This is a genomic window from Phenylobacterium montanum (assembly GCF_018135625.1).
In the GTDB taxonomy this organism is placed as follows: Bacteria; Pseudomonadota; Alphaproteobacteria; order Caulobacterales; family Caulobacteraceae; genus Poindextera; species Poindextera montana.
The window spans coordinates 3,690,960-3,711,792 of sequence record NZ_CP073078.1; the positions used below are offsets into that span (position 1 = coordinate 3,690,960).

Consider the following 20,833-nt stretch of genomic DNA (forward strand, 5'->3'; position numbering starts at 1 on the left):
GACGGGAGCCTATGTGTTCGGCGTGATCGTCGGATGAGCCAAGATAGGGCTACCCAGGCCGATCTCACAAAGCAAAGCATAGCCTACGCCCTGATCGGGTTCGGCGCGCCGTCCCTGTTTGCCGGCATGATGTTGTTTCGGATTGTCTTTCTTCCAGGCCACAGCGGGCCTTCTTTGGCCAAGATTTCCTTCTCACACCCGGCGTTTGTCGTATCGGCGATTTTGATGGGATTTGGTTCGACCCTGTTCTTCGGCGGATTGTCGATACTCAAGTCGGTAAAACGGGCGATCGGCCGGCACCGAAACGACCGTGGATAGCTATCGGACCGGCGTCTCGGGCTGCGCCCCGACGATATAGGCTGTCAGCCCCTCCGCCAGATGGTCGAACATCAGCCGCATGCGGCGGCTGGCCTTCAGGTCCTCGTGCATCACCACCCAGGTCTCCAGCTGGAAGCCGAACGCATCGGGCAGCACCCGCACCAGATTTGGATCGCGGCGGGCTATGCCGACCTGGCACCCGCCGATGCCGAAGCCGGCGCGCAGGGCGGCCAGCTGGGCCAGGTCGCTGTCGGCGCGGAAGGTGAAGGTCTCGCGGCTGACCGGCCCGGTCAGGTCGTCGACGGAGTCGCCGAGCGAGCTTTCCTGGTCGTAGCCGATCACCGCATGGTCGGCCACGTCGGCCATGATGGCCGGGGTTCCGCGCCGCTGCAGATAGCGGCGGTGGGCGTAGAGGCCGATCTCCAGGCTGCCGATGCGCTTGGCCAGCAGCGCGCCCTGGGTCGGGCGGACCATGCGCACGGCGATGTCGGCGGCGCGGCGGAGCAGGTCCTCGGCCCTGTTGGATAGCACCAGCTCGACCACGACCTTGGGGTACAGGTCGTTGAACTCGGCCAGGATCGGCGGCAGCACCTCGGCGCCGATGATCTCGCTGGCGGTGACCCGGACCACGCCGGCTACCTCGTCCGCCTCGGCCGAGGCGTCGCGGGCTGCGGCGGCGGCGGCCGAGGCCATGGTCTCCAGATAGGGGCCGAGTTCACGGGCCAGGTCGGTGGGCCGCAGGCCGGTGGGCGAGCGGGTGAAGAGAGGCAAGCCCAGCGCCTGCTCCAGCTGCTCGATATGTCGCCCGACGGTCGGCTGCGACAGCCCAAGGGTTCGCGCCGCCCCGGACAGGCTGCCGGCGCGCAGCACGGCCCTCAGGGTGCGATAGAGCGACCAGTCCACGTCCTTGCTCATACAGATTCGTATATCAAACCCACAGCTTTCCACAATTCCGTCTAGCGGCCTGAGGCGGCATTCTCCCAGCATCAGACACGAGGAGGACGCCATGTCCGGTCAAACCCAAGCTCTCCGCACGGCCCCCGAGCGCACGGCGCTTGTCATCGGCGCCGGCGGTTCCTTCGGCCTGCACGCCACCCTGGCCCTGATCGGCCACGGCTGGCAGGTCCGCGCCCTGGTCCGCGACCCGGCCAAGGCCGCCGCTCGCCATGGCCAGCGCCTGCCGGTGCAGTGGGTCCGCGGCGACGCCATGAACCCGGCCGAGGTGGCCGAGGCCGCCCGCGGCGCGCAGGTGATCGTCCACGCCGTCAACCCGCCCGGCTATCGCAACTGGGCCGGCACGGTCCTGCCCATGCTGGCCTCGACCATCGCCGCGGCAAAGGCCGAGGGCGCGCGCATCGTCCTGCCCGGCACGGTCTACAACTTCGCCCCCGACAGCGGACCCATGATCCGCGAAGACGCCCCGCAACAGCCCGTCACCCGCAAGGGGAAGATCCGCGCCGAAATGGAGCGGATGCTGCGCGCCGCCAGCGAGGAGGGCGCCCGCGCCTTAGTGCTGCGCGCCGGCGACTTCTTCGGCCCCGCCGCGCCCAATAGCGCGCTCGCCTGGCTGACCCTGCGCACCAAGGGCCGCGTCACCGGCGTGTTCAAGCCCGGCCCGGCCTCGGTCGGCCACGCCTTCGCCTACCTGCCGGACATGGTCGAGGCCATGGCCCGGCTGCTCGATTGCGAGGCGGATCTGGCGTCCTACGAGGTGTTCCACTTCCGTGGCCACTGGCTGCAAGGCGACAATAGTCTGGCCGCCGCGGTGCGCCGTGCGACCGGGCGGCCCCAACGGGTCCTGCCCTTCCCGGTCCCGATGCTGTGGGCGCTGGCGCCCTTCAACGAGACCTTCCGCGAGATGCTGGAGATGCTCTACCTGTGGCGCCGGCCGATCGGGCTGGACAATAGCAAGCTGGTCGCCTTCCTGGGCGCCGAGCCGCACACCGACCTCGACAGCGCCGTCCGCGCGGCCCTCACCGACCTGGAAACCGCCCCGGCCGAGCCCGCTGCAGCGGTCCGGCCAGTGCTCGCCTGATCAGTCTTCCTCGTGGAAGCCGGCGTCTTCATCCTCGTGATGGGCGCCGGTTTCGGCTGCGGGGCGTAAGGAGGCGCCGTCATCGACGATCCCCTTCTTGGCGTCTTCCTTGGCCTTCTTCTCCGCCGCCTTCTTGACGATGGCGTCCAGCTCCAGCTGGGTGATCAGGCCGAGGGTCACCGGGTCCACCGGCTTGATGTTGCTGGCGTTCCAATGGGTGCGGTTGCGCACCTGGTCGATGGTCGCCTTGGTGGTGCCGAGCGTCTTGACGATCTGGCTGTCGGCGATCTCGGGGTGGTTGCGCAGGAACCAGGCGATGGCGTCCGGACGGTCCTGGCGGCGGGAGACGGGCGTGTAGCGCGGGGCCTTCTTGGCCGGCTTCAGAAGCTCGGCGTGGCGGCTCTTCTGCGCCTTCATGCGATAGGCGGGGTTGGCCTGGGCCGTGTCCAGCTCCTGGCGCGACAGCTGGCCATTGGCGATCGGGTCGGCGCCGCGGATGTCGCGCGCCACCTCGCCGTCGGCGATGCCCTTCACTTCCAAGGGGTGCAGGCCGCAGAAATCGGCGATCTGCTCGAAGCTCAGCGAAGTGTTGTCGACCAGCCAGACGGCGGTCGCCTTGGGCATCAGGATGTCGGCCATGAGCGGAACCTTTCCATGGTCCAGAAATGACGGCGCCCGGCCTTTCGGCCGGGCGGTGTTGAGCTCTGTATAGGGCCGATTGCGGCCAAAGCCAATCGCAATCAGGGGCGAGAGCGCCACCTACGCGATCAGCATCACCTTGCCCACATGGGCGCCGGCCTCGAGGTGGGCGTGGGCCTCGGCCGCCTTGTCCAGGGGGAAGCGTGCGTCGATCACCGGGGTCAGCTTGCCGGCTTCGATCCAGGGCCAGACGGTTTTCTCCACCGCCGCGGCCAGGCGCGCCTTCTCGTCGGCGGTGCGGGGGCGCAGGGTCGAGCCGGTCAGCACCAGCCGCTTCTGCATGATGGCCAAGAGGTTCAGCTCGACCTTCGCGCCCGCCTGGGTGGCGATGATCACGATCCGCCCGCCGGTGTTCAGCGCCTCGATGTCCTTGGCCAGATAGTCGCCGCCGACCATGTCCAGCACGACGTCGACCCCGCCCAGGGCCTTGGCCGCCTCGGCGAAGTCGTCCTTGGAGGTGTCGATGGCGTGGTCGGCGCCCAGCTTCAGCGCCGCTGCGGCCTTGTCGGCGCCCCGGCCGGTGGCGATCACCCGCGCGCCGGCGGCCTTGGCCATCTGGATCGCGGCGACGCCAATGCCCGAGGTCGCGCCATGAACCATCAGGGTCTCGCCGGCCTTCAGCCCCCCGTGCTCGAACACGTTGGCGTAGACGGTGAACACCGTCTCGGGCAGGGCCGCCGCCTGGACGAAGTCGAAGCCCTTGGGGAGCGGCAGGGCGTGGCGCGCATCGACCAGGGCGTATTCGGCATAGCCCCCGCCGCCCAGGAGCGCGGTGACCTTGTCGCCCACGGCCCAGCGCGGCGCGGCTTCGCCCAGGGCCGCGACCTCGCCCGCCACCTCCAGGCCCAGGGTCGCCGGCGCGCCCGGCGGCGGCGGATAGAAACCCAGGCGCTGGACAATGTCCGGCCGATTGACCCCGGCGGCGCGGACCCGGATCAGGATCTGGCCCGGCCCGGGCTTCGGCGTCGCCAGGCGGGCAGGCCTCAATGCCGAGGCCTGGCCCTTGCCGCCCTCGACCTCGATCGCGACCATCTGTTCGGGGATCATCACGCGCTCCTGGCTTGCGCGGCTGGCGGCCGCGTGCGTCAAATAGGGCGCTTTGGGCTCCAGCGACAGGGAGAGCGCACATGATGGAGGAGGCGCCGCCGCCGAGGCGAGGCCGGGGCCAGGCCCTTATCGACGTCAGTCGCGAGGACCTGGACCTCTATGCGGTCGAGGAGCTGGAGGAGCGGGTCGGCCTGCTGCAGGCCGAAATCGAACGCACGCGGTCCCAGATTGAACGCAAGCGCAGCGGCCGGGCCGCGGCCGATGCTTTGTTTAAGAGATAGCAACCATAATATTGTTGTGCTGTTCCCCAGCGATTCACAAGATCAAGCGTAGCCGTGAGCGTAGAAGGGAAAACTGCGACTTGGAGCGTCGATGACGATGCTCTTCGAATCGGCCCAGACTCGCCCGGCAGGCGAAGCTTTGCTATGGACTGTGACATTCGGTGTGACTGGCACGGGGGTTGCAAGCCCTCCGCCGAACCGGGCCGAGACCCCGGGCTTGAAAAGGCGAGTTTATGAACCAGACCGAACATGGCCCGATCGTCGCCGGTGACTGGCGCGCCGAAGTGGTGCGCGACTTCGCTCAGTCGGAGCTGTTCGACCACACCTTCCGCGAGGGCATGAGCCTGGTGGAGGAAACCGCGGCCTATCTGGACGGCCCCGGCCGGCAGGAATCCAAGCGGCTGGACCGCTCTTCGGCCCTGGAATACGCCAGCGAAAGCATGCGCCTGACCACCCGCCTGATGCAGGTGGCTTCCTGGCTGCTCGTCCAGCGCGCCGTGCGCGAGGGCGAAATGGAGCCGCACCTGGCCTGCGATTCCCGTTATCGCATCGGCGCCGAGGGCTTGGCCGCCGGCGCGGCGGTGGGCGGCCAGCTGCCGATCGGCCTGACCGACCTTCTGGACCGCTCCGAGCGCCTCTTTGACCGGGTGCTGCACCTGGACAAACGCATGTACCAGGATGTCGACGCCGCCGCCGAGACCCGACCCAACCCGGTGGCCTCGCAGTTCGAGCGCCTGCAGGCGGCTTTCGGGATCTGATCACCCTCACGCACCTCTTAAATTCCTCATCCTGAGGCGCCCGCGCAGCGGGCCTCGAAGGACGCATTGGCGGCGCCGTGGTTGCGCCCTTCGAGGTTCGCCGCTTCGCGTCGAGCACCTCAGGGTGAGGACTTTGGAAATGCAAAAAGCCGGCTCGCATCGCTGCGGCCGGCTTTTGCTTTGCGCGGCGCCCGAAGGGGCGGCCGACGCTTACTTCTTCAGGAAGCCGCCGTACTTGGCCGCGAAGCGCGACACGCGGCCGCCGCGGTCCATCAGCTGCTGGTTGCCGCCGGTCCACGCCGGGTGGGTCTTCGGGTCGATGTCCAGGTGCAGGGACGCGCCTTCCTTGCCGTAGGTCGAGCGGGTCTGATAGGTCGTCCCATCGGTCATCACCACGGTGATGAAGTGATAGTCGGGGTGGCCAGCTTGTTTCATCGTCAGTTCGTACCGACTTCTTAATAAGGGGACGGACACGGACGGCGAAACACCGGCCCGCGAGGATGGGCGGCTATACACGAAGCTGGGGCGCCAAGGCAAGGGGGCGCCAAGCGGAGTCTTTGTCTAGGGGCTATCCCGGATAGGCAACCGGCTCCGGACCGGCTAATCCGCCGCGCGAGGGTTTGAGGAAAGCTTGCATGAGTGACGCCACAGCCGACGAAGCGGTCGCCGCGGGCCGGCCGAACGCCGGGGCGGTCCTGGCCCAGTCGATGAGCCAGGCGGCGGCGCGCCGGCCGAAGAGCCGCGACCTCTCGCCGCTGGCCGGCCTGTGGCCGCACGTGCGCGCCCATATCGGCGACGCCATCGGCGGCGGCCTGTTCCTGATCGTCTCCTCGTCGGCCACGGTGGGGCTGTCCGCGGCCGGGCGCTACGTCGTCGACCACGGCCTGCAGCTGGGCACGCCCCAGGCGCTGAACCAGGCCTTCGGCGCCCTGTCGGTGGTCGTCGCCCTGCTCGCCGCCGCCACCGCCCTGCGCTTCTATTTCGTCTCGCGGCTGGGCGAGCGCGTGGTCGCCGACCTGCGCCGCCAGGTCTACGACCACATCCTGACCCTCGACCCGGCCTTCTTCACCCAGACCCGTACGGGCGAAGTGCTGTCGCGCATGACCACCGACATGACCATCATCGAGACGGTCAGCGCCTACGCCTCGATCGCCCTGCGCAACCTTCTGATGTTCATCGGCTCGCTCGGCATGCTGATCGCGTTCGTGCCGCGCTACACCATCTTCGTGCTGGTGCTGGTGCTGTTCGTGCTGGCGCCCCTGTTCCTGTTCGGCCGCCGCGTGCGCAAGCTGTCCATGACCGCCCAGGACCGCTTCGCCGAGGCGGTGGGCTTTGCAGGCGAAAGCCTGGACGCGCTGGAGACGGTCCAGGCCTTCAACCGCGAGGCCAATGTCTCGGCCCGGTTCGGCGCCGGGGTCGAGGCCGCGTTCAGGGCCTCGATGGCCCGCGTCAGGGCCCGCGCCCTGATGGCGGCCCTGGTGATCGCCCTGATCTTCGCCGGCGTGGGCGGCATTCTCTATCTCGCCTGCACGGCGGTGTTCATCCAGCACACCATGAGCGGCGGTACGCTCCTGCAGTTCATCGTGCTGTCGGTGCTGGCCGCCAGCTCGGTCGGGCAGATTGGCGAGGTGATGGGCGAGATGCAGAAGGCCGCCGGGGCCATGGACCGCATCAGCGAGCTGCTCGCGGCCAGGCCCGCCATCGCGCCGCCGCCGATCCCCGTCGCCCTGCCCGAGCCGCCCCGCGGCGCGATCAGCTTCGAGCACGTTGACTTCGCCTATCCGGGCCGTCCCGACCTCCCGGCGCTGAAGGATTTCAGCCTGTCGGTGAAGCCCGGCGAGCGGGTGGCCCTGGTCGGCCCCTCGGGCGCCGGCAAGAGCACGGTGCTGCGCCTTCTGCTGCGCTTCTACGACCCCCAGGGCGGGGTGGTGCGTCTGGACGGGGTGGATTTGAAACAGGCCGATCCGGCCAAGGCCCGGGCACGCATCGCCCTCGTCGGCCAGGACGCCCCGCTGTTCTCGGGCTCGGCCTACGAGAACCTGGCCTTCGCCCGCGACGGCGCCAGCCAGGAGGAGATGCAGGCCGCCGCCCGGGCAGCCCAGGCTTTCAGCTTCCTCTCGGCCCTGCCGGAAGGCTTCGACACCCCGATCGGCGAGCGGGCCAAGACCCTGTCCGGCGGCCAGCGCCAGCGCCTGGCCATCGCCCGGGCCCTGCTGCGGGACGCGCCGATCCTCTTGCTCGACGAAGCCACCAGCGCCCTGGACGCCGAAAACGAGCGGCTGGTGCAGGAGGCCCTGCACGAGGCCATGACCGGCCGCACCACCCTGGTCATCGCCCACCGTCTGGCCACCGTGCTGGAGGCCGACCGCATCGTGGTGATGGACGAGGGCCATGTGGTCGAGGAGGGCGACCACGCCGAGCTGGTGGCCAAGGGCGGGCTCTATGCGCGCCTGGCCAAGCTGCAGTTCGGGGTGGAAGCGTAAGGAACCCCTTCCCCCTTGCGGGAAGGGGCAGGGGCTTTTAGGACGCCGCCCTCAGCCGTTCCAGCACCAGGGGGTGCAGGTCAGCATTGGCCACCAGCACCGAACCGGCGCCCATCGGGTCCTTGCCGCCGTCGGCGTCGCTGACCACGCCGCCGGCTTCGGTGATCATGAGCAGGCCCGCCGCCATGTCCCAGCGGTTGATGTTGCGCTCCCAATAGCCGTCGAAGCGGCCGGCCGCGACATAGGCCAGGTCCAGGGCCGCCGAGCCGAAGCGGCGAATGCCCGAGACCTTGGTCGACATCTGGTGCAGCTCTTTCAGGAACTGGGCGTGGCCCGGCTTGGCGGCGAAGGGGATGCCGGTGGCCAGCACCGAGTCGATCAGATCGCGCCGGGCGGCGACGCGCAGGCGCTTGTCGTTCAGGAAGCAGCCCTTGCCTCGTTCGGCCCAGTAGAGCTCGTTGGTGGCGGGATTGTAGGTCACGCCGGCCACGATCTGGCCCTCGCGTTCCAGGGCCACGGTGACGGCGAAGTGCGGGATGGCGTGCAGGAAGTTCGTGGTGCCGTCCAAGGGGTCGGCGATCCAGGTATGGGTCTTGTCGGTGCCCTCGATCAGGCCCCGCTCCTCGCCCAGGAAGCCGTAGCCGGGGCGCGCGGCGGTCAGGGCCTCGAACAGCACCTGCTCGGCCTTCAGGTCGGCGGCGGAGACGAAATCGCCCGGCCCCTTGCGCGAGACCTGCAGCTCGCCCAGCTCGCCGAAGTCGCGCGTCAGGCCCCGCGCAGCCTTGCGCACGGCGTCGATCATCACCTTCACGAGGGCGGTGGGGGTGCTCATGGGGTGGGCGGTCTTTCGGGGCCGGAGAGGGCGCGGAACCTAGTCGCGCGGGGGCGGGATGGCAAGGCGAGGGCTAGTTGGCGCGCTCCTTCAATCCCGCAGCAATCTCCGCATTGAACCGCCGCACCGCCTCGCCCGGCCCGTCCGGATAGGCCCAGACCCCCGCGGACACGGCGATGAAGTCCGCCCCGGCGGTCACCAAAGACCGGCAATTCTCCACCGTGATGCCGCCGATGGCGACGCAGGGGGTCTGCATGGTTTCCTGCCAGATGGTCAGGACCTCGGGGTCGGCTCTGGTCTTGGGGTCCTTGGTCGCGGTGTCGAAGAAGGCGCCGAAGGCTACGTAGTCGGCCCCGGCCTCGGCCGCCTCCATGGCCAGGTGGCGGCTGTCGTGGCAGGTGACGCCGATCATGCGGTGCGGGCCCAGCAGCTTGCGCGCCTGGGCGTAGGGCATGTCGTCCTGACCCACATGCACGCCGTCGCAGCCGAGCTTCAGGGCCAGGTCGGGCCGGTCGTTCAGGATCACCGCCACCTCGCGGGCGTGGCAGATGGGCGAGATCACATCGACCGCGGCGGCGATCACCGCGTCCGGCGCATCCTTCAGCCTGACCTGCAGGGCGGCGACGTCGCCGGCGTCCAGCGCCTGGGCCAGGGCATGGCCGAAGGCGGCCAGGTCCGGAATCGCAGGGGGCGTGATCAGGTAGAGGCGGCAGTCGGCATGGCGCATGGCTCCGGCGCTATCCCGCCCGGCCCGGCCCGTCAATGCGCCCCTGCGGCGTCTCGTTGCTCGAGGGGCGCCTGCGACGGCTCTTTCTTGAAGGGCGCCTGCGGCGCCTGGGCGCAGGGTGCTGCGACGAACACGATATCCTCGACGTGCGTTTTGAGTCAGGCTACGCGCTTGACGCGAAGGAGACCGAGGGGGCGATGAAGGCGGACCGGCCAGACCGCGCCTCGCGCAATGAAGCCGACGGCTTGATCGGCCTGTTCCTCGACACCGCCCCCGACGCGGTGGTGGTGATGGACGCCGCCGGTTGCGTGACCGGCTGGAACGAACAGGCCGAGGCGGTGTTCGGCTGGCCGGCGGCGGAGGCGGTCGGCCGGGAGCTGGCGAACCTGATCATCCCCGCGGCGCAGCGCGATGCGCATCGCCGCGGCTTGGCGCATTTCCTGGCCACGGGCGAAGGCCCCCTGCTGCAGGGGCGGGTCGAGGTCAATGGCCAGCACCGGTCGGGCGAGGCGATTCCGGTCGAACTGGCGATCCTGCAGCTGGGCGCGGAAGGCGCGCCCACCTTCGTCGGTTTCGTGCGCGACATCTCCGAACGGCGGCGCGCCGAGGCGGCCCTGCGGCGGCAGGCACGCGAAGCCGAGCTGGTCAACCAGGTGACCATGCTGGCGGGCGAGAGCGGCTCGCTGGAGGAGACCTTGCCGGCCTGCCTCTCGGCGGTATGCGAACTGACCGGCTGGCCCGCGGCCCACGCCTATCTGCCGGACGGCGCCGACCCGCCGCGCCTGGTCTCCAGCGGCATCTGGCATGGCCACCCCGAGACCTTTGCGCCCCTGCGTGAGATCACCGCCCGCACCGCTTTTGGCATGGGCGAGGGCATGCCCGGCCGCATCTGGCGGCGGCGCGGCGCCTACTGGTTGCCGGACGACGGGCGCAACGACCAGATCCACAAATTTCCCCGCGCTCAGGTCACCCGCAGTCTCGGCATCCGCGCCACCTTCGGCTTTCCGATCCTGATCGAGGGCGAGGTGGCGGCGATCCTTGAATTCTTCAGCCAGGACGGGTTGCGGCCGGACCCCGACCTGCTGCTGACCGTGCGCACCCTGGGCGAGCAGGTCGGTCGGGTGCTGGAGCGGCGCAGGGTGCAGCGCCACCAGGCCCTGCTGCTGGCCGAGCTGGACCACCGGGCAATGAACATGCTGTCGGTGGTGATGGGCATGGCCGACCAAACCGCCCGGCGCGCTCGGTCCATCGAGGGCTTCCGCGCCGACTTCACCGCTCGGCTCGGCTCCCTGGCCCGGGCCTACGGCCTTCTGACCTCGCGCGGCTGGAAATCGACCGACCTTCTGGAGATCATTCGCCAGATCGTCGGCCCCTATGTCCCCGAGGGCGACGGCCGCTTCACCCTGGCTGGCGAGGCGGTGCAGATTCCGCCCAAGGTCGGCATGACCCTCAGCATGGTGCTGCACGAACTGGCCGCCAACGCCACCAAGTACGGGGCCCTGTCCGATCCCGCCGGACGCCTGGCGGTGACGGTCGAGACCGTCCCGGCGCCGGAAGGGCGGCGCGTCGTGCTGACCTGGCGCGAGAGCGGGCTCTCCGGCGTGCGGCCGCCTACGCGCCGCGGCTTCGGCGCTCGCCTGATCGAGGCCAGCCTGCAGCGGGAGCTGAACGGAACGGCCGAGATCGAATATACGGGCGAAGGCGTGCGCTACCGCTTCGATTTTCCGGAACGGCGCCTATAAAGGGTGTGACCTAATTTGTGGCGCTGCTCATCCATGTATCATCCCGCCGTCCTGTCCGCCGGTCTCGACCTCTGGCTCGCCGCGCCGCCTGCTGAACCCGGCGGCGCGCCGGGAACCTCGGGAGCCGTCGGCGCGGGCAAGGCCCCGCCGCTTCGGGTGCTGATCGTCGAGGACGAGGTGATGATCGCCATGACCCTCGAGGCCCTGGTCGAGGATTTCGGCCATGAGGTCTGCGGCGTGGCCAGCACCGGCGAGGACGGCGTGCGCCAGGCCCTGGCGGCCCAGCCGGACGTGATCCTGATGGATATCAATCTGGGGGCGGGGATCGACGGGATCGAGGCCGCCCGTCAGGCGCGCGCGAGCCTGGACGCCCGGATGGTCTTCGTCACCGCCTATAGCGACGCCGGCACCCTGACCCGGGTGCGCCAGGCGATTCCCGACGCCGCCGTGGTCAACAAGCCCTTCGACAGCGACGGCCTGCGCGCCGCCATCGAGCGCACAACCGGACACTGAGCCGTCGCCGATCCTGCGCCTACCCCGGTGAAAATGGCGAGGCCTCGGCCTCACCGAAACGCAGGGGCAGGGCTGCGCGCACCCAGCGGCCGGCCGTGGGGTGAAAGCGCCAGGCAAGCTGGGCCCCAGGCAGGGCCGCGACGCGAGCCGGATCGAAATCGAGCTGGACGCGGCCGGTCAGCTGCAGCAGGTCGCCGGTCGCGAAGTCCGGGACCAGCAAGCCGGCGCGCGGGTCGAGGGTCAGGTTGCCCAGGGTGTTGAAGAAGGAATTGCCGACATATTCCGGCACGACCAGGGCGCCGTCATCGCCGATCGCGACAAAGCCCGGCCGGCCGCCGCGGTGGGACACGTCCGGCAGCTGACCCTCGCCCGGCGAGGAGGCGATGAACAGGGCGTCGGCGGCGCCGATCAGCCGCCGCTCGGCCGCACCGATCCGCGTGACCGGCTCGACCGCGGAGGGCGCGGCAGCTTCGACCGGGCGATAGTCGCGCCGGGCGATGTATTTTGGGCAGTTGCCGAAGCTCTGCTCCACGTGGAGCACGAAGCCTTCCTCGCCCGCGGCGACGACGCGGCCGTTGGCGCGGTTTCGGCGGCGAGTCGGAAGTTCGATCCCGAGAAGGCCGAGAGCCGCGCCGGGGCGCAGGGCCTCGGCCAGTGGATCGCCCGCTATCGGTCGGGCGCGCACGGCCAGGGTCACCGGATCGGGGCTGTCGATGAAGCCTGGCGGCCCGGCCAGGAGCGAGGCCCAGACCTGGCCCGTCGCGTCGGCCGAACCGACCAGAACGAACGGCAGCTGGGCGAAGAAGGCGCGGTGCTGGTCGGGCATGAAGGGCCTGAGCGCCATCCGTCCGACCGGGTCCATCCGCTCGACCACGCCGAAGCGGGCCTGAACGGCCAACTCGCCGGCGTGCCAGGGTGAGGCCGAGAGGTCCATGGCGGCCGCCTAGAGGCTCGTCGGCATGGGAATGAAGCGGGGCAGGGCCTCCACCCGCTCCAGCCAGGCGCGGATCGCCGGATAGGGCTCCAGCGAGACCTCGCCCTCTGGCGCGACCTTGACGTAGCTGTAGATGGCGACGTCCGCCGCCGTCGCCGCATCGGCGGCCAGGAAGGCGCGGCCGGCCAGCTCAGCGTCCAGCACCGGCAGGAAGGCGTCCGCCGCAGCCACCGCACGGGCGTGGTCGTCCGCCGTCCCGCCGAAGCGCTTGATCACCCGTGCCCGCGCCGGCCCCGCCCACACCGGCCCCTGGGCGATGGAGAACCAGCGCTGCACCCTGGCCGCCGCCAGCGGGTCGGTGGGCAGCCAGCGCCGTTCGGGATCATAGCGCTGGGCCAGATAGGCCAGGATCGCCACTGAATCGGGGATCGCCACGCCCTCGTCGACCAGCACCGGCACGGCGCCCAGGCTGTTCAAGGCCAGGAAGGCCGGCCCCTTCTGTTCTTGCTGCGTCAGGTCCACGTGGCGGAAGCCATAGTCCAGGCCCAGAAGGCTGAGCATCAGCTCGGCCCGATGCGAATGGCCGGACAGCCGGAAGCCGTGCAGCACCAGGGCGGGTTCGGTCGGCATGGGTTGGATCTCCTTTGATCGCCGGCCCAAGCTAAACCCGCGCCCAAGTCGGGATAATCTGTGATATGTTGGAATCTCTATTGCGGATTTCGGGATAATGTCATGGACCGGCTGGATGCGGTCGCCACCTTCGTCGCAGTCGCCGAGGAAGGCAGTTTCGTCGCTGGCGCGCGCCGGCTCGGGCGATCGGCCACCGCGGTCAGCCGCGCGGTGGCGGCGCTGGAGGACCGATTGGCCACGCGCCTGCTGACCCGGACCACCCGCGCCGTGGCCCTGACCGAGTTCGGCGAACGCTATCTGGACCAAGCTCGCCGCGCCGTGGCCGAGTTCGACCGGCTGGAGCGCGCCGGCGCCGCCGAGCGGGCCGAGATCGCCGGCCCCATCACGCTGACGGCGCCGGAGATGTTCGGCCGCCTGCACATCCTGCCGGTGGTGCTGGCCTATATGCGCGCCTATCCCAAGGTCGAGGTGACCCTGCTGCTGCTGAACCGGGTCGTCTCGTTCGTCGACGAGGGGATCGACCTTGGCCTGCGCATCGCCCAGCTGCCGGATTCCGGCCTGGTGGCGCGGCGGATCGGGGCCACGCGGCGGGTGATCTGCGCCAGCCCCGACTATCTGGATCGTTTCGGCGCGCCGGCGCGGCCCGAGGACCTGGCCGATCACCAGACCATCGCCCTGATCCGCGACCGCGCCACCGCCCAGGCCTGGCGGTTCGCCGGCCCGGACGGCCCGGTTTCGGTCCAGATCCGCCCGCGGCTGGCGGTGAATACGGTGCAGGCCGGCCTGGACGCCGCCGCGGCCGGCGGCGGCCTGATCCGCGCCATGTGCTACCAGACAGAGGCGCTGGAGGCCGAGGGGCGGCTGGTGCGGGTGCTGGCCGGCCTCGAGCCGCCGCCCCTGCCGATCCAGCTGGTCTATCCCAGCGGCCGCTATCTGCCGCAGAAGCTGCGCCTGTTCATCGACATGGCGGCGGACGCCCTGGCCGGCCGGTTCGCTTGACGGCCTACCCCTCCCAGCCCTCGACGAACGGGAACCGTTCCACCCACAGCGCCTTCAGCCGCGGGTCCTTGTCGACCCGGCGCACCACCTCGCTCATCTTCGGCGCGACCTCGTAGAAGCGCTTGCGGCGCGGGCCCCAGCGCGACAGCACCGTGACATAGAGGTCCAGCACCTCCAGCTGGTCGCTGAGGATATAGCGGCCGGGGCTGACCTGGGCGTCCATCTTGGCCCAGCATTCGGCGATGCGATCGGCGGTGCGGGCCTTGATCAGCGCCTGCTGTTCCGGGTCGGGGGTGAGGCGCGAGGGATCGTCGCGAATCCAGAACAGCGCATAGATGGCCGAGGAGACGAACGTCATCCAGCGCAGGAAGGCCGGCCGGCGGCGGTCCAGCACGTCGGGCGCCAGGCGCATGGCGGGGAACCGGTCGGCGATCCAGATCAGAATCGCCGCGCTCTCGGTCATCAGCTCACCGTCGGGCAGCAGCATGGCCGGCACCTGGCCCAGCGGATTGACCTTGAAGATCGCCTCGTCCGCGGCGACCTCGGCCAGGGGCGCACGCTCGACAATCTGATAGGGCTGGCGCAGCAGGGTCAGGGCCGCTTCAATGGGGATCGAGCCCGATCCCCTGGCGCCGTAGATCACAAAGGGTTTGTCCACAGCCAGCCTCCATGTTGTGAATTGCGGCCGAATGGCACACTATATGTAGTAGCCAGCCTTGCCGGAGCTGTTACCTTTCGACTCCACCTTAACCCCGGATGCGATTCGAGACGCAGGTTCCATGAGCGCCCACGCCAAACTGCCCGGTCTGATGCTCCCCTCGGCCTACAAGCCGTTCCGCTATCCGTGGGCCTACGAGTTCTGGAAGAAGCAGCAGCAGGTCCACTGGATGCCCGAGGAGATCCCCCTCGGCGAGGACTGCAAGGACTGGGCGACCAAGCTGAACGACAGCGAACGCAACCTGCTGACCCAGATCTTCCGCTTCTTCACCCAGTCGGACATCGAGGTCGCCGACAACTACATGGAGCGGTATGGCCGCATCTTCAAACCCACCGAGGTGAAGATGATGCTGAGCAGCTTCGCCAATATGGAGACCATCCATATCGCGGCCTACGCGCTGCTGCTCGAAACCATTGGCATGCCGGAGAGCGAGTTCGCGGCGTTCCTGGAATACGAGGCGATGAAGGCCAAGTGCGACTACATGCACACCTTCGGCGTCGAGACTAATGCGGACATCGCCCGTACGCTGGCCATGTTCGGCGGCTTCACCGAAGGCCTGCAGCTGTTCGCCAGCTTCGCCATGCTGATGAACTTCCCGCGCTTCAACAAGATGAAGGGCATGGGCCAGATCGTCTCGTGGAGCGTGCGCGACGAGAGCCTGCACTGCGAAGGCGTCATCAAGCTCTACCACACGTTCCGCAAGGAGACCGGCTGCGTGACCAAGGCGGTGGCCGACGACATCGTCGACTGCTGCAAGACGGTGGTGGGCCTGGAGGACAAGTTCATCGACCTGGCCTTCGAGATGGGCCCGGTCCAGGGCATGACCCCGGACGACATCAAGACCTATATCCGCTTCATCGCCGACTGGCGGCTGAAGCAGCTGGAGCTGCCAGCGGTCTATGGCGTCACCGAGAACCCGCTGCCCTGGCTGCAGGTGCTGCTGTCGGGCGTCGAGCACGCCAACTTCTTCGAGGCCCGCGCCACCGAATACTCCAAGGCCGCCACCCGCGGCCGCTGGGACGGGCCGGAGGGCGTCTGGTCGGCCTTCGACCAGATGATGTCCAAGCGCTCCGAAAACCAGCTGCCGGCGGAATAGGGAAACCCCGCAAGGCTTGATCTGCCGCAAGGACGCTGCTCGCCGCGCCCCGCATAAAGGTCTCGATCCTGATGCGGGGCGATGGCCATGCGCCCTGCGGCATATTTGCGAATGAGTTGCAAAAGCGTGCGGGATCGCCTAGATCACGGCCAGGGCATGGCTCGCGGAGCGATCGGTGTACGTCTGCAATTGCAATGGCATTCGCGAGCGCGAGGTCCGCGCGGCCATCGACCAGGGCGCCAGCCGCCCGGCCGAGGTGTTCCGTCATTGCCAGACCCGGCCGCAATGCGCCAAATGCGTCTGCGACATGCGGCGGATGATCGAGGCCCAGAAAGAGGCCTTGCGCTACGCCGCCGAATAGGAGGCGCGCCATGCAGGGCGACCGCGAGATCATCAAGCTCCTGAACAGCGTGCTGACCAACGAGCTGACCTCGGTCAACCAGTACTTCCTGCACGCACGTATGTTCGAGAACTGGGGCTTTCGCCGTCTCGGCAAGCTGATCTACGATGAATCCATCGGCGAGATGAAGCACGCCGACAAGCTGATCAAGCGCGTCCTGTTCCTGGAGGGTTTGCCCAACCTGCAGGACCTGAAGAAGCTCTCCATCGGCGAGACCGTCGAGGAGGCCCTGGGCGCGGACCTGGCCCTGGAAAAGGCCGGTCGCGAGACCCTGGTCCCTGGCGTCATCCAGTGTGAAAAGGCCAAGGACTTCGTCAGCCGCGAACTTCTGGTCGAGATCCTCAGCGACACCGAGGAGCACATCGACTTCCTGGAGACCCAGCTGGCCTTGCTGAAGAGCCTGGGCGAGGCCAACTACCTGCAGAGCGCAGCGGGCGAGCTGGGCGAATCCTAGCCCTTCCGGCTCGCCAGCACATAGGCGAGCTTGTTCAGCGCCATCTGTTTCAGCACGTGCTCGCCCGCGGAGATCGGCCCGGCCAGGCTGACCTCGGTCCCGGTGTCCACATGGATCGCGCTGACCTTCACCGACCGGCCGATCGGGCGCAGCTCGAAGAGGATTTCGCCGGTGGGCGGCGGGATTGCAGCCATGGCCTCAGGCCGAAATCCACGGCAGGTCGGCCGGCGGGCAGTCCTCGGCGCCGACCGGCTTGCGTAGAGGCCCGCACACCGCATAGCCGCTGACGAAGGAGATCGGCTGCTTCAGGCAGTCGGTCAGTTCGGCCTTGGTGCAGACATTGGTGTAGGCGGCGCTGATCTGCAGCCGCTTGAAGGTCGGGCGCTTTTCCGCAAACCGCCGGATCGCCTGCGAGCGGACCATCTCGTTGCCGTCCGGCAGGCGCAGGGTGACGGTGTTGACCGCGCCCGCGGGCACGTTTTCCAGGTCGAAGCCCGGGTCGTTGATCTGCAGGTCGATCTGGGAAAAGTGCGGGTCCAGCATGTCGCGCAGGTTCACGAAGGCGTGGCGCCCGGGCATGCGCGGCACGTCATAGACCGCCGCCACCAGCTGGTAGCGCTTCTCGCGCGGCAGGCGGGCGAAGCCGGCCATGTAGGTGTCGCGCGTCGCCGGGCGCAGCACCGCGACGAAGCTGACCGGCACGAACAGGGCCCCGCTCCAGGGGCGCCCGGACAGGTGGTCGGCGGCGACCTTCAGGCAGGCCATGTCGAACTCGACGGCGGCTTCGCCCGGCAGTTGGTCGGCGTCGCCGAACAGGTTGAAATCCTCGACGGAGGAGGTGATCGGCGCCGAGACCCCGCTGCCGACGAAGCACTGGCTGACCTTGAAATAGACCCCGTGGAACCGCGGCCCGCCGCGGCGCCGGCGCCCCAGCGAGCCGCCGGCCCCCGGCTCGTTGTCGATCCGCTCCCAGCCGAGGTCGGCGCCGGAGCCGGCGAAGGCGGTGCTGAGCTTCAGCACCCGCCCGGCGAAGGGCAGGGGCTGGGACGGGTCGATCGTCACCCGACGCAGGGTCTGGTGGTCGATGGTCACGAACCGGGCGGTCGCGGATTCGTCGCCGTCGTGCAGCAGAAGGGTGACTTCGCCGGTGTCGCTGGAGCCGAACAGCTGCTGCTTCAGCTCGGCCGCCAATTGCTGCAGCCGCATGACGTCCAGCTCATGGGTCTGCGGGTCGGTCAGCATGAAGGAATAGGGGGTCAGGACCACGAACCGCTTAGGCGGCGCCCAGCGGGCCTGCAGGAAGGCGTTGGTGACCCGGGTGACCAGCGGCCCCAGGGCGTCGAGCCGGGCCAGCTTTTCGTCGCTGATGTCCAACAGGATACGCAGGCACGCCGACGCCGCCACTGACGATCCCTCCACTGGGGTCGCCCATCACCCGCAAAGTCGCCGTGCGGCCTATTCTTTGGCGGGGCTGAGCGAGTCCCGATCTAGCGCAGTCACCCCTTCTAGCTGAGTCTGCGAATGCTGATATCTGCTTAATACTGCGACCTGATCGCACGCCTTGTCTGCCTGATCCGGGCTTTCGGCTGGCCAAGCCGGAGTAGAGGCGCTCCGGCACAACCTGAAATACTGCGAAATACCCTTCCGGCGATAGTGTACCGCGTTCAGTTGCTCGGGCCCGGAAACCTCACGCGCGCAGGAAGTCGGTGATCGCCGCCGCCAGGCTGGGATCGGCCACGGCCGAGATGTGATCGCCCCGGACGATCTTCGCCTGGCCATGGGGCAGCAGCGCGGCCAGGTCTTCGGCCGAGCCGTTGTCGTGGTCCTCGGCCCCGCTGACCACCAGCGTCGGGACCGCCACGCCGGCGATGTCCTCGGCCGATGTGGCGACGAAGGACGCCAGCACCCCCAGCATGGCTGCGGGCTTCAGGCCGCGTTGCTGCATCATCGCCTGGACCCGGCGCCCGGAGCGGGGGTCGGCGGCGTCCGGGCCGTTGCGGATGGCGTCCTCGAACATGGCCGCCCGGGCGCCGGCCTCCATTACCCCGCTGGCCCCCATGCCGCCCAGCACCGCCTTGGCCGGCCGCGCGCCACGCACCATCATCCTCACCGCTGTGCGTGCGCCCAGCGAATAGCCGACGAGGTCGTAGTCAGTCAGGCCGAGTTCGGCGACCAGCGCCTCCTGGTCGCGCGCCAGCACGTCCGGCGGCCAGCCGTCCGCCGCCTCCGGCGCCGCAGAGGCGCCATGGCCGCGCAGGTCCGGGGCGATCACCTGGCGGCCCAGGCCAGCTACGGCCGCCGCCAATCCCGGCAGGAACCAGTTCAGTTCGGCGTCGGCCAGAAAGCCGTGGATCATCAGGGTCGGCCGGCCCTCGCCGAGGACGTGATAGGCGATCGGCTGGCGATCGAAACTGGCGAAGCTGCGCTGGACGGAATCGCTCAAGATCGTCTCGCCTTCGTGGAAGATCGGCGCCTCGCGCACCGCGACCTGGATTCTGTCACGTTCCGGCGCTAACCGGAAAGGCATGACCGATCGTATCCTCCCCCTCGAAGGCGTGCTCAACTTCCGTGACTATGGCGGCTACGCCACCACGTCCGGCGGGACCCTGCGCCGCGGCCGCCTCTACCGCTCCGCCCACCACGGCCGCGCCACCGACGCCGACCTCGCGGCCATGGCCGACCTCGGCATCGCCGTGATCGTCGATCTGCGCCGCCCGAACGAGCGTCGCCGCGAGCCCTCGCGCCGGCCGCAGGGCTTCGACGGCCAGGTCATCGAGAGCGATCTCGGCGATGTGGACGACGATCCCTGGTGGAGCTTTGTGCGCCAGTCGGACCTCAGCGAAGAGGCGTTCCGCCAATATCTGATGGACTACTATCGCAACGCCCCGTTCGAGCCGCGCCACGTCGACCTCTACGCCCGCTATTTCCAGGCCCTAGGCGAGGCGGACGGCGCCGTGCTGATCCACTGCGCCGCAGGCAAGGACCGCACCGGCCTGCTGGCCGCCCTCACCCACCACCTGACGGGGGTGAGCCGGGAGGATCTGATCGCCGATTACCTCCTGACCAATGTGGCGATCAGTTTCGAGCAACGCATGCCGCTGATGGTCCAGGCGATCTCGGAAGGCGCCGGGCGCGAGCCCTCGGAGGCCGCCGTGCGCGTGGCCATGGGGGTGGACGAAGCCTATCTGTTGCAGGCCCTGGCCGCGATCGAGGCTGCGCACGGCGACCTCGACGCCTATCTCGAGGCGGTGCTGGGGGTCGATCAGGCCCTGCGCGAGCGGATCAGCGCGCGGCTGGTGGGGTAGAGCGGGATGAGGAAAAGTGCGAAGCGGTTTTCCGCCCGCATCCCGCTCCAAACTTTCAGAATTGATCACGTTTCATGAATTCGAATCGATTCGATCCGAATTCATCGTGATCTAGGCGACGGCTTCCCGCGCCTAACCCGCCTGCAGCAGGAACTTCAGGATCCAGTCGCCGACCCGCTGGCGGTCGTTGGGCCGCGACAGGCTTTCGAGGCCGGCGTCGGCGGTCTCGTCGTCATAGGTCTTGCCGCGGCGCGCCTGGATCAGGGCGGCGGCATAGGCCGGGTCGAACTCCGGGTGACCCTGGAACGAGATCGAGCGGCCGTCGTCATAGGAAAGGCCCGCATAGGGGGTGAAGCCCGAGGCCAGGCTGACCCTGGCGCCGGGCGGCAGGCGCACGACCTGGTCCTGGTGCGAGGCGGGGATGGCGATGGTCGGGGCCTGGTCCATCCACGGCTCCGGCTCGGCCACATCGTAGCGATTGAGGCCGATCGCCCAGCCCTTGGGCGACTTGACCACCTGGCCGCCGAAGGCCTGGGCCATGGCCTGGTGGCCGAAGCAGATGCCGACCATGGGCGCCTGTCCCTTGGCCTCGCGCAGGAATTCCATCATCGGCCCGATCCAGGGCAGGGGATCATAGACCCCGGCCGCCGAGCCGGTGACCAGCCACGCCTGCTGTTCGCCCGCCGACTTCGGCAGGGCGCCGCGGGTCACGTCATAGGCGGTGACCTGCACGGTTTCGCCCAAGAGGCTGGCGAACATCGACGGATAGTCGCCGAACTGCTCGCGCAGCTTTTCGGGGGGCGCGCCGGTTTCGAGGATGCCGAGTTTCATGAGGCCTCCGATATCACGCCTCAGATAGGGG

At 68.9% G+C, this 20,833-nt stretch carries 24 protein-coding genes and 1 pseudogene; 12 read left to right on the forward strand and 13 right to left on the reverse strand.

Annotated elements, in window-relative coordinates:
- Positions 1-33: 33 nt before the first annotated feature.
- Positions 34-318 carry a hypothetical protein gene (locus KCG34_RS16660; protein WP_211936751.1) on the forward strand — a complete coding sequence of 95 codons (285 nt, stop codon included), beginning with the start codon at positions 34-36 and terminating at the stop codon, positions 316-318.
- On the opposite strand, the gene KCG34_RS16665 is transcribed toward KCG34_RS16660, so the two are convergent.
- The gene (locus tag KCG34_RS16665) at positions 319-1,233 is read right to left on the reverse strand and encodes a LysR family transcriptional regulator (protein WP_211936752.1); all 915 of its coding nucleotides are present in this window, start codon (positions 1,231-1,233) and stop codon (positions 319-321) included. It abuts the gene before it with no gap.
- A gap of 91 nt (positions 1,234-1,324) precedes the next feature.
- On the opposite strand from KCG34_RS16665, the gene KCG34_RS16670 reads away from it, so the two are divergent.
- Entirely contained in the window at positions 1,325-2,353 is a 1,029-nt protein-coding gene (locus KCG34_RS16670) for an NAD-dependent epimerase/dehydratase family protein (protein ID WP_211936753.1), read from the forward strand.
- On the opposite strand, the pseudogene KCG34_RS16675 reads toward KCG34_RS16670, so the two are convergent.
- Positions 2,292-2,992, reverse strand: a pseudogene (locus tag KCG34_RS16675) (DUF1013 domain-containing protein). The gene KCG34_RS16670 and the pseudogene KCG34_RS16675 sit on opposite strands and share 62 nt — an antisense overlap.
- Positions 2,993-3,112: 120 nt before the next feature.
- Positions 3,113-4,096, reverse strand: a complete 984-nt coding sequence (locus KCG34_RS16680; RefSeq protein WP_211940862.1) for an NAD(P)H-quinone oxidoreductase — start codon at positions 4,094-4,096, stop codon at positions 3,113-3,115.
- A gap of 83 nt (positions 4,097-4,179) precedes the next feature.
- Between KCG34_RS16680 and KCG34_RS16685 the strand changes: the two genes are divergently transcribed.
- A complete protein-coding gene (locus KCG34_RS16685; RefSeq protein ID WP_211936755.1) occupies positions 4,180-4,380 on the forward strand; it encodes a DUF1192 domain-containing protein in 201 nt (66 codons plus the stop codon).
- Between the two features lie 233 nt (positions 4,381-4,613).
- Positions 4,614-5,138, forward strand: a complete 525-nt coding sequence (gene rcdA, locus KCG34_RS16690) for a protease adaptor protein RcdA (RefSeq protein WP_211936756.1) — start codon at positions 4,614-4,616, stop codon at positions 5,136-5,138.
- Positions 5,139-5,348: 210 nt separating this feature from the next.
- Here rcdA and rpmE read toward each other — a convergent pair whose 3' ends face one another.
- Positions 5,349-5,573, reverse strand: a complete 225-nt coding sequence (gene rpmE / locus KCG34_RS16695; protein ID WP_211936757.1) for a 50S ribosomal protein L31 — start codon at positions 5,571-5,573, stop codon at positions 5,349-5,351.
- A 200-nt stretch (positions 5,574-5,773) separates the two neighbouring features.
- Here rpmE and KCG34_RS16700 point away from each other — a divergent pair, with 200 nt between their 5' ends.
- The gene (locus tag KCG34_RS16700) at positions 5,774-7,621 is read left to right on the forward strand and encodes an ABC transporter transmembrane domain-containing protein (RefSeq protein WP_211936758.1); all 1,848 of its coding nucleotides are present in this window, start codon (positions 5,774-5,776) and stop codon (positions 7,619-7,621) included.
- Between the two features lie 37 nt (positions 7,622-7,658).
- Here the strand turns inward: KCG34_RS16700 and KCG34_RS16705 are convergent, their stop codons facing one another.
- Both KCG34_RS16705 and thiE read right to left on the reverse strand, forming a co-directional pair.
- Positions 7,659-8,453, reverse strand: a complete 795-nt coding sequence (locus tag KCG34_RS16705) for an inositol monophosphatase family protein (protein WP_211936759.1) — start codon at positions 8,451-8,453, stop codon at positions 7,659-7,661.
- Positions 8,454-8,526: 73 nt separating this feature from the next.
- Entirely contained in the window at positions 8,527-9,180 is a 654-nt protein-coding gene (gene thiE / locus KCG34_RS16710) for a thiamine phosphate synthase (protein WP_211936761.1), read from the reverse strand.
- Positions 9,181-9,326: 146 nt separating this feature from the next.
- Here thiE and KCG34_RS16715 point away from each other — a divergent pair, with 146 nt between their 5' ends.
- Entirely contained in the window at positions 9,327-10,922 is a 1,596-nt protein-coding gene (locus KCG34_RS16715; RefSeq protein WP_211936762.1) for a PAS domain S-box protein, read from the forward strand.
- A gap of 33 nt (positions 10,923-10,955) precedes the next feature.
- The gene (locus KCG34_RS16720; protein ID WP_211936763.1) at positions 10,956-11,435 is read left to right on the forward strand and encodes a response regulator; all 480 of its coding nucleotides are present in this window, start codon (positions 10,956-10,958) and stop codon (positions 11,433-11,435) included.
- 19 nt (positions 11,436-11,454) lie between these two features.
- Here the strand turns inward: KCG34_RS16720 and KCG34_RS16725 are convergent, their stop codons facing one another.
- Both KCG34_RS16725 and KCG34_RS16730 read right to left on the reverse strand, forming a co-directional pair.
- Positions 11,455-12,369, reverse strand: a complete 915-nt coding sequence (locus KCG34_RS16725; protein ID WP_211936764.1) for a pyridoxamine 5'-phosphate oxidase family protein — start codon at positions 12,367-12,369, stop codon at positions 11,455-11,457.
- Between the two features lie 9 nt (positions 12,370-12,378).
- Positions 12,379-12,999, reverse strand: coding sequence for a glutathione S-transferase family protein (locus tag KCG34_RS16730; RefSeq protein ID WP_211936765.1), 621 nt, complete (start codon positions 12,997-12,999; stop codon positions 12,379-12,381).
- Positions 13,000-13,101: 102 nt separating this feature from the next.
- Here KCG34_RS16730 and KCG34_RS16735 point away from each other — a divergent pair, with 102 nt between their 5' ends.
- The gene (locus KCG34_RS16735; protein ID WP_211936766.1) at positions 13,102-13,998 is read left to right on the forward strand and encodes a LysR family transcriptional regulator; all 897 of its coding nucleotides are present in this window, start codon (positions 13,102-13,104) and stop codon (positions 13,996-13,998) included.
- 4 nt (positions 13,999-14,002) lie between these two features.
- Here KCG34_RS16735 and KCG34_RS16740 read toward each other — a convergent pair whose 3' ends face one another.
- The gene (locus KCG34_RS16740; protein WP_211936767.1) at positions 14,003-14,656 is read right to left on the reverse strand and encodes a glutathione S-transferase family protein; all 654 of its coding nucleotides are present in this window, start codon (positions 14,654-14,656) and stop codon (positions 14,003-14,005) included.
- Between the two features lie 121 nt (positions 14,657-14,777).
- On the opposite strand from KCG34_RS16740, the gene KCG34_RS16745 reads away from it, so the two are divergent.
- The 3 genes from KCG34_RS16745 to bfr all read left to right on the forward strand — a co-directional run bounded on the left by KCG34_RS16745 (position 14,778) and on the right by bfr (position 16,666).
- Positions 14,778-15,812, forward strand: coding sequence for a ribonucleotide-diphosphate reductase subunit beta (locus KCG34_RS16745; RefSeq protein ID WP_211936768.1), 1,035 nt, complete (start codon positions 14,778-14,780; stop codon positions 15,810-15,812).
- Between the two features lie 175 nt (positions 15,813-15,987).
- Entirely contained in the window at positions 15,988-16,173 is a 186-nt protein-coding gene (locus KCG34_RS16750) for a (2Fe-2S)-binding protein (protein WP_211936769.1), read from the forward strand.
- A 10-nt stretch (positions 16,174-16,183) separates the two neighbouring features.
- Entirely contained in the window at positions 16,184-16,666 is a 483-nt protein-coding gene (gene bfr / locus KCG34_RS16755; RefSeq protein WP_211936770.1) for a bacterioferritin, read from the forward strand.
- Here bfr and KCG34_RS16760 read toward each other — a convergent pair.
- The 3 genes from KCG34_RS16760 to KCG34_RS16770 all read right to left on the reverse strand — a co-directional run bounded on the left by KCG34_RS16760 (position 16,663) and on the right by KCG34_RS16770 (position 19,193).
- Positions 16,663-16,860 carry a DUF6898 family protein gene (locus KCG34_RS16760; RefSeq protein WP_211936771.1) on the reverse strand — a complete coding sequence of 66 codons (198 nt, stop codon included), beginning with the start codon at positions 16,858-16,860 and terminating at the stop codon, positions 16,663-16,665. The genes bfr and KCG34_RS16760 overlap by 4 nt on opposite strands.
- 4 nt (positions 16,861-16,864) lie before the next feature.
- A complete protein-coding gene (locus tag KCG34_RS16765; protein ID WP_211936772.1) occupies positions 16,865-18,070 on the reverse strand; it encodes a hypothetical protein in 1,206 nt (401 codons plus the stop codon).
- Positions 18,071-18,353: 283 nt separating this feature from the next.
- Complete coding sequence (locus KCG34_RS16770) at positions 18,354-19,193, reverse strand: alpha/beta fold hydrolase (protein WP_211936773.1); 840 nt, start codon at positions 19,191-19,193, stop codon at positions 18,354-18,356.
- Here KCG34_RS16770 and KCG34_RS16775 point away from each other — a divergent pair.
- On the forward strand, positions 19,192-19,971 hold the full coding sequence (locus tag KCG34_RS16775; protein ID WP_211936774.1) for a tyrosine-protein phosphatase: 780 nt from the start codon (positions 19,192-19,194) through the stop codon (positions 19,969-19,971). The genes KCG34_RS16770 and KCG34_RS16775 overlap by 2 nt on opposite strands.
- 132 nt (positions 19,972-20,103) lie before the next feature.
- On the opposite strand, the gene KCG34_RS16780 is transcribed toward KCG34_RS16775, so the two are convergent.
- Positions 20,104-20,802 (reverse strand): glutamine amidotransferase-related protein, encoded by a 699-nt coding sequence (locus KCG34_RS16780; RefSeq protein ID WP_211936775.1) that lies wholly within the window; start codon positions 20,800-20,802, stop codon positions 20,104-20,106.
- Positions 20,803-20,833: the final 31 nt, after the last annotated feature.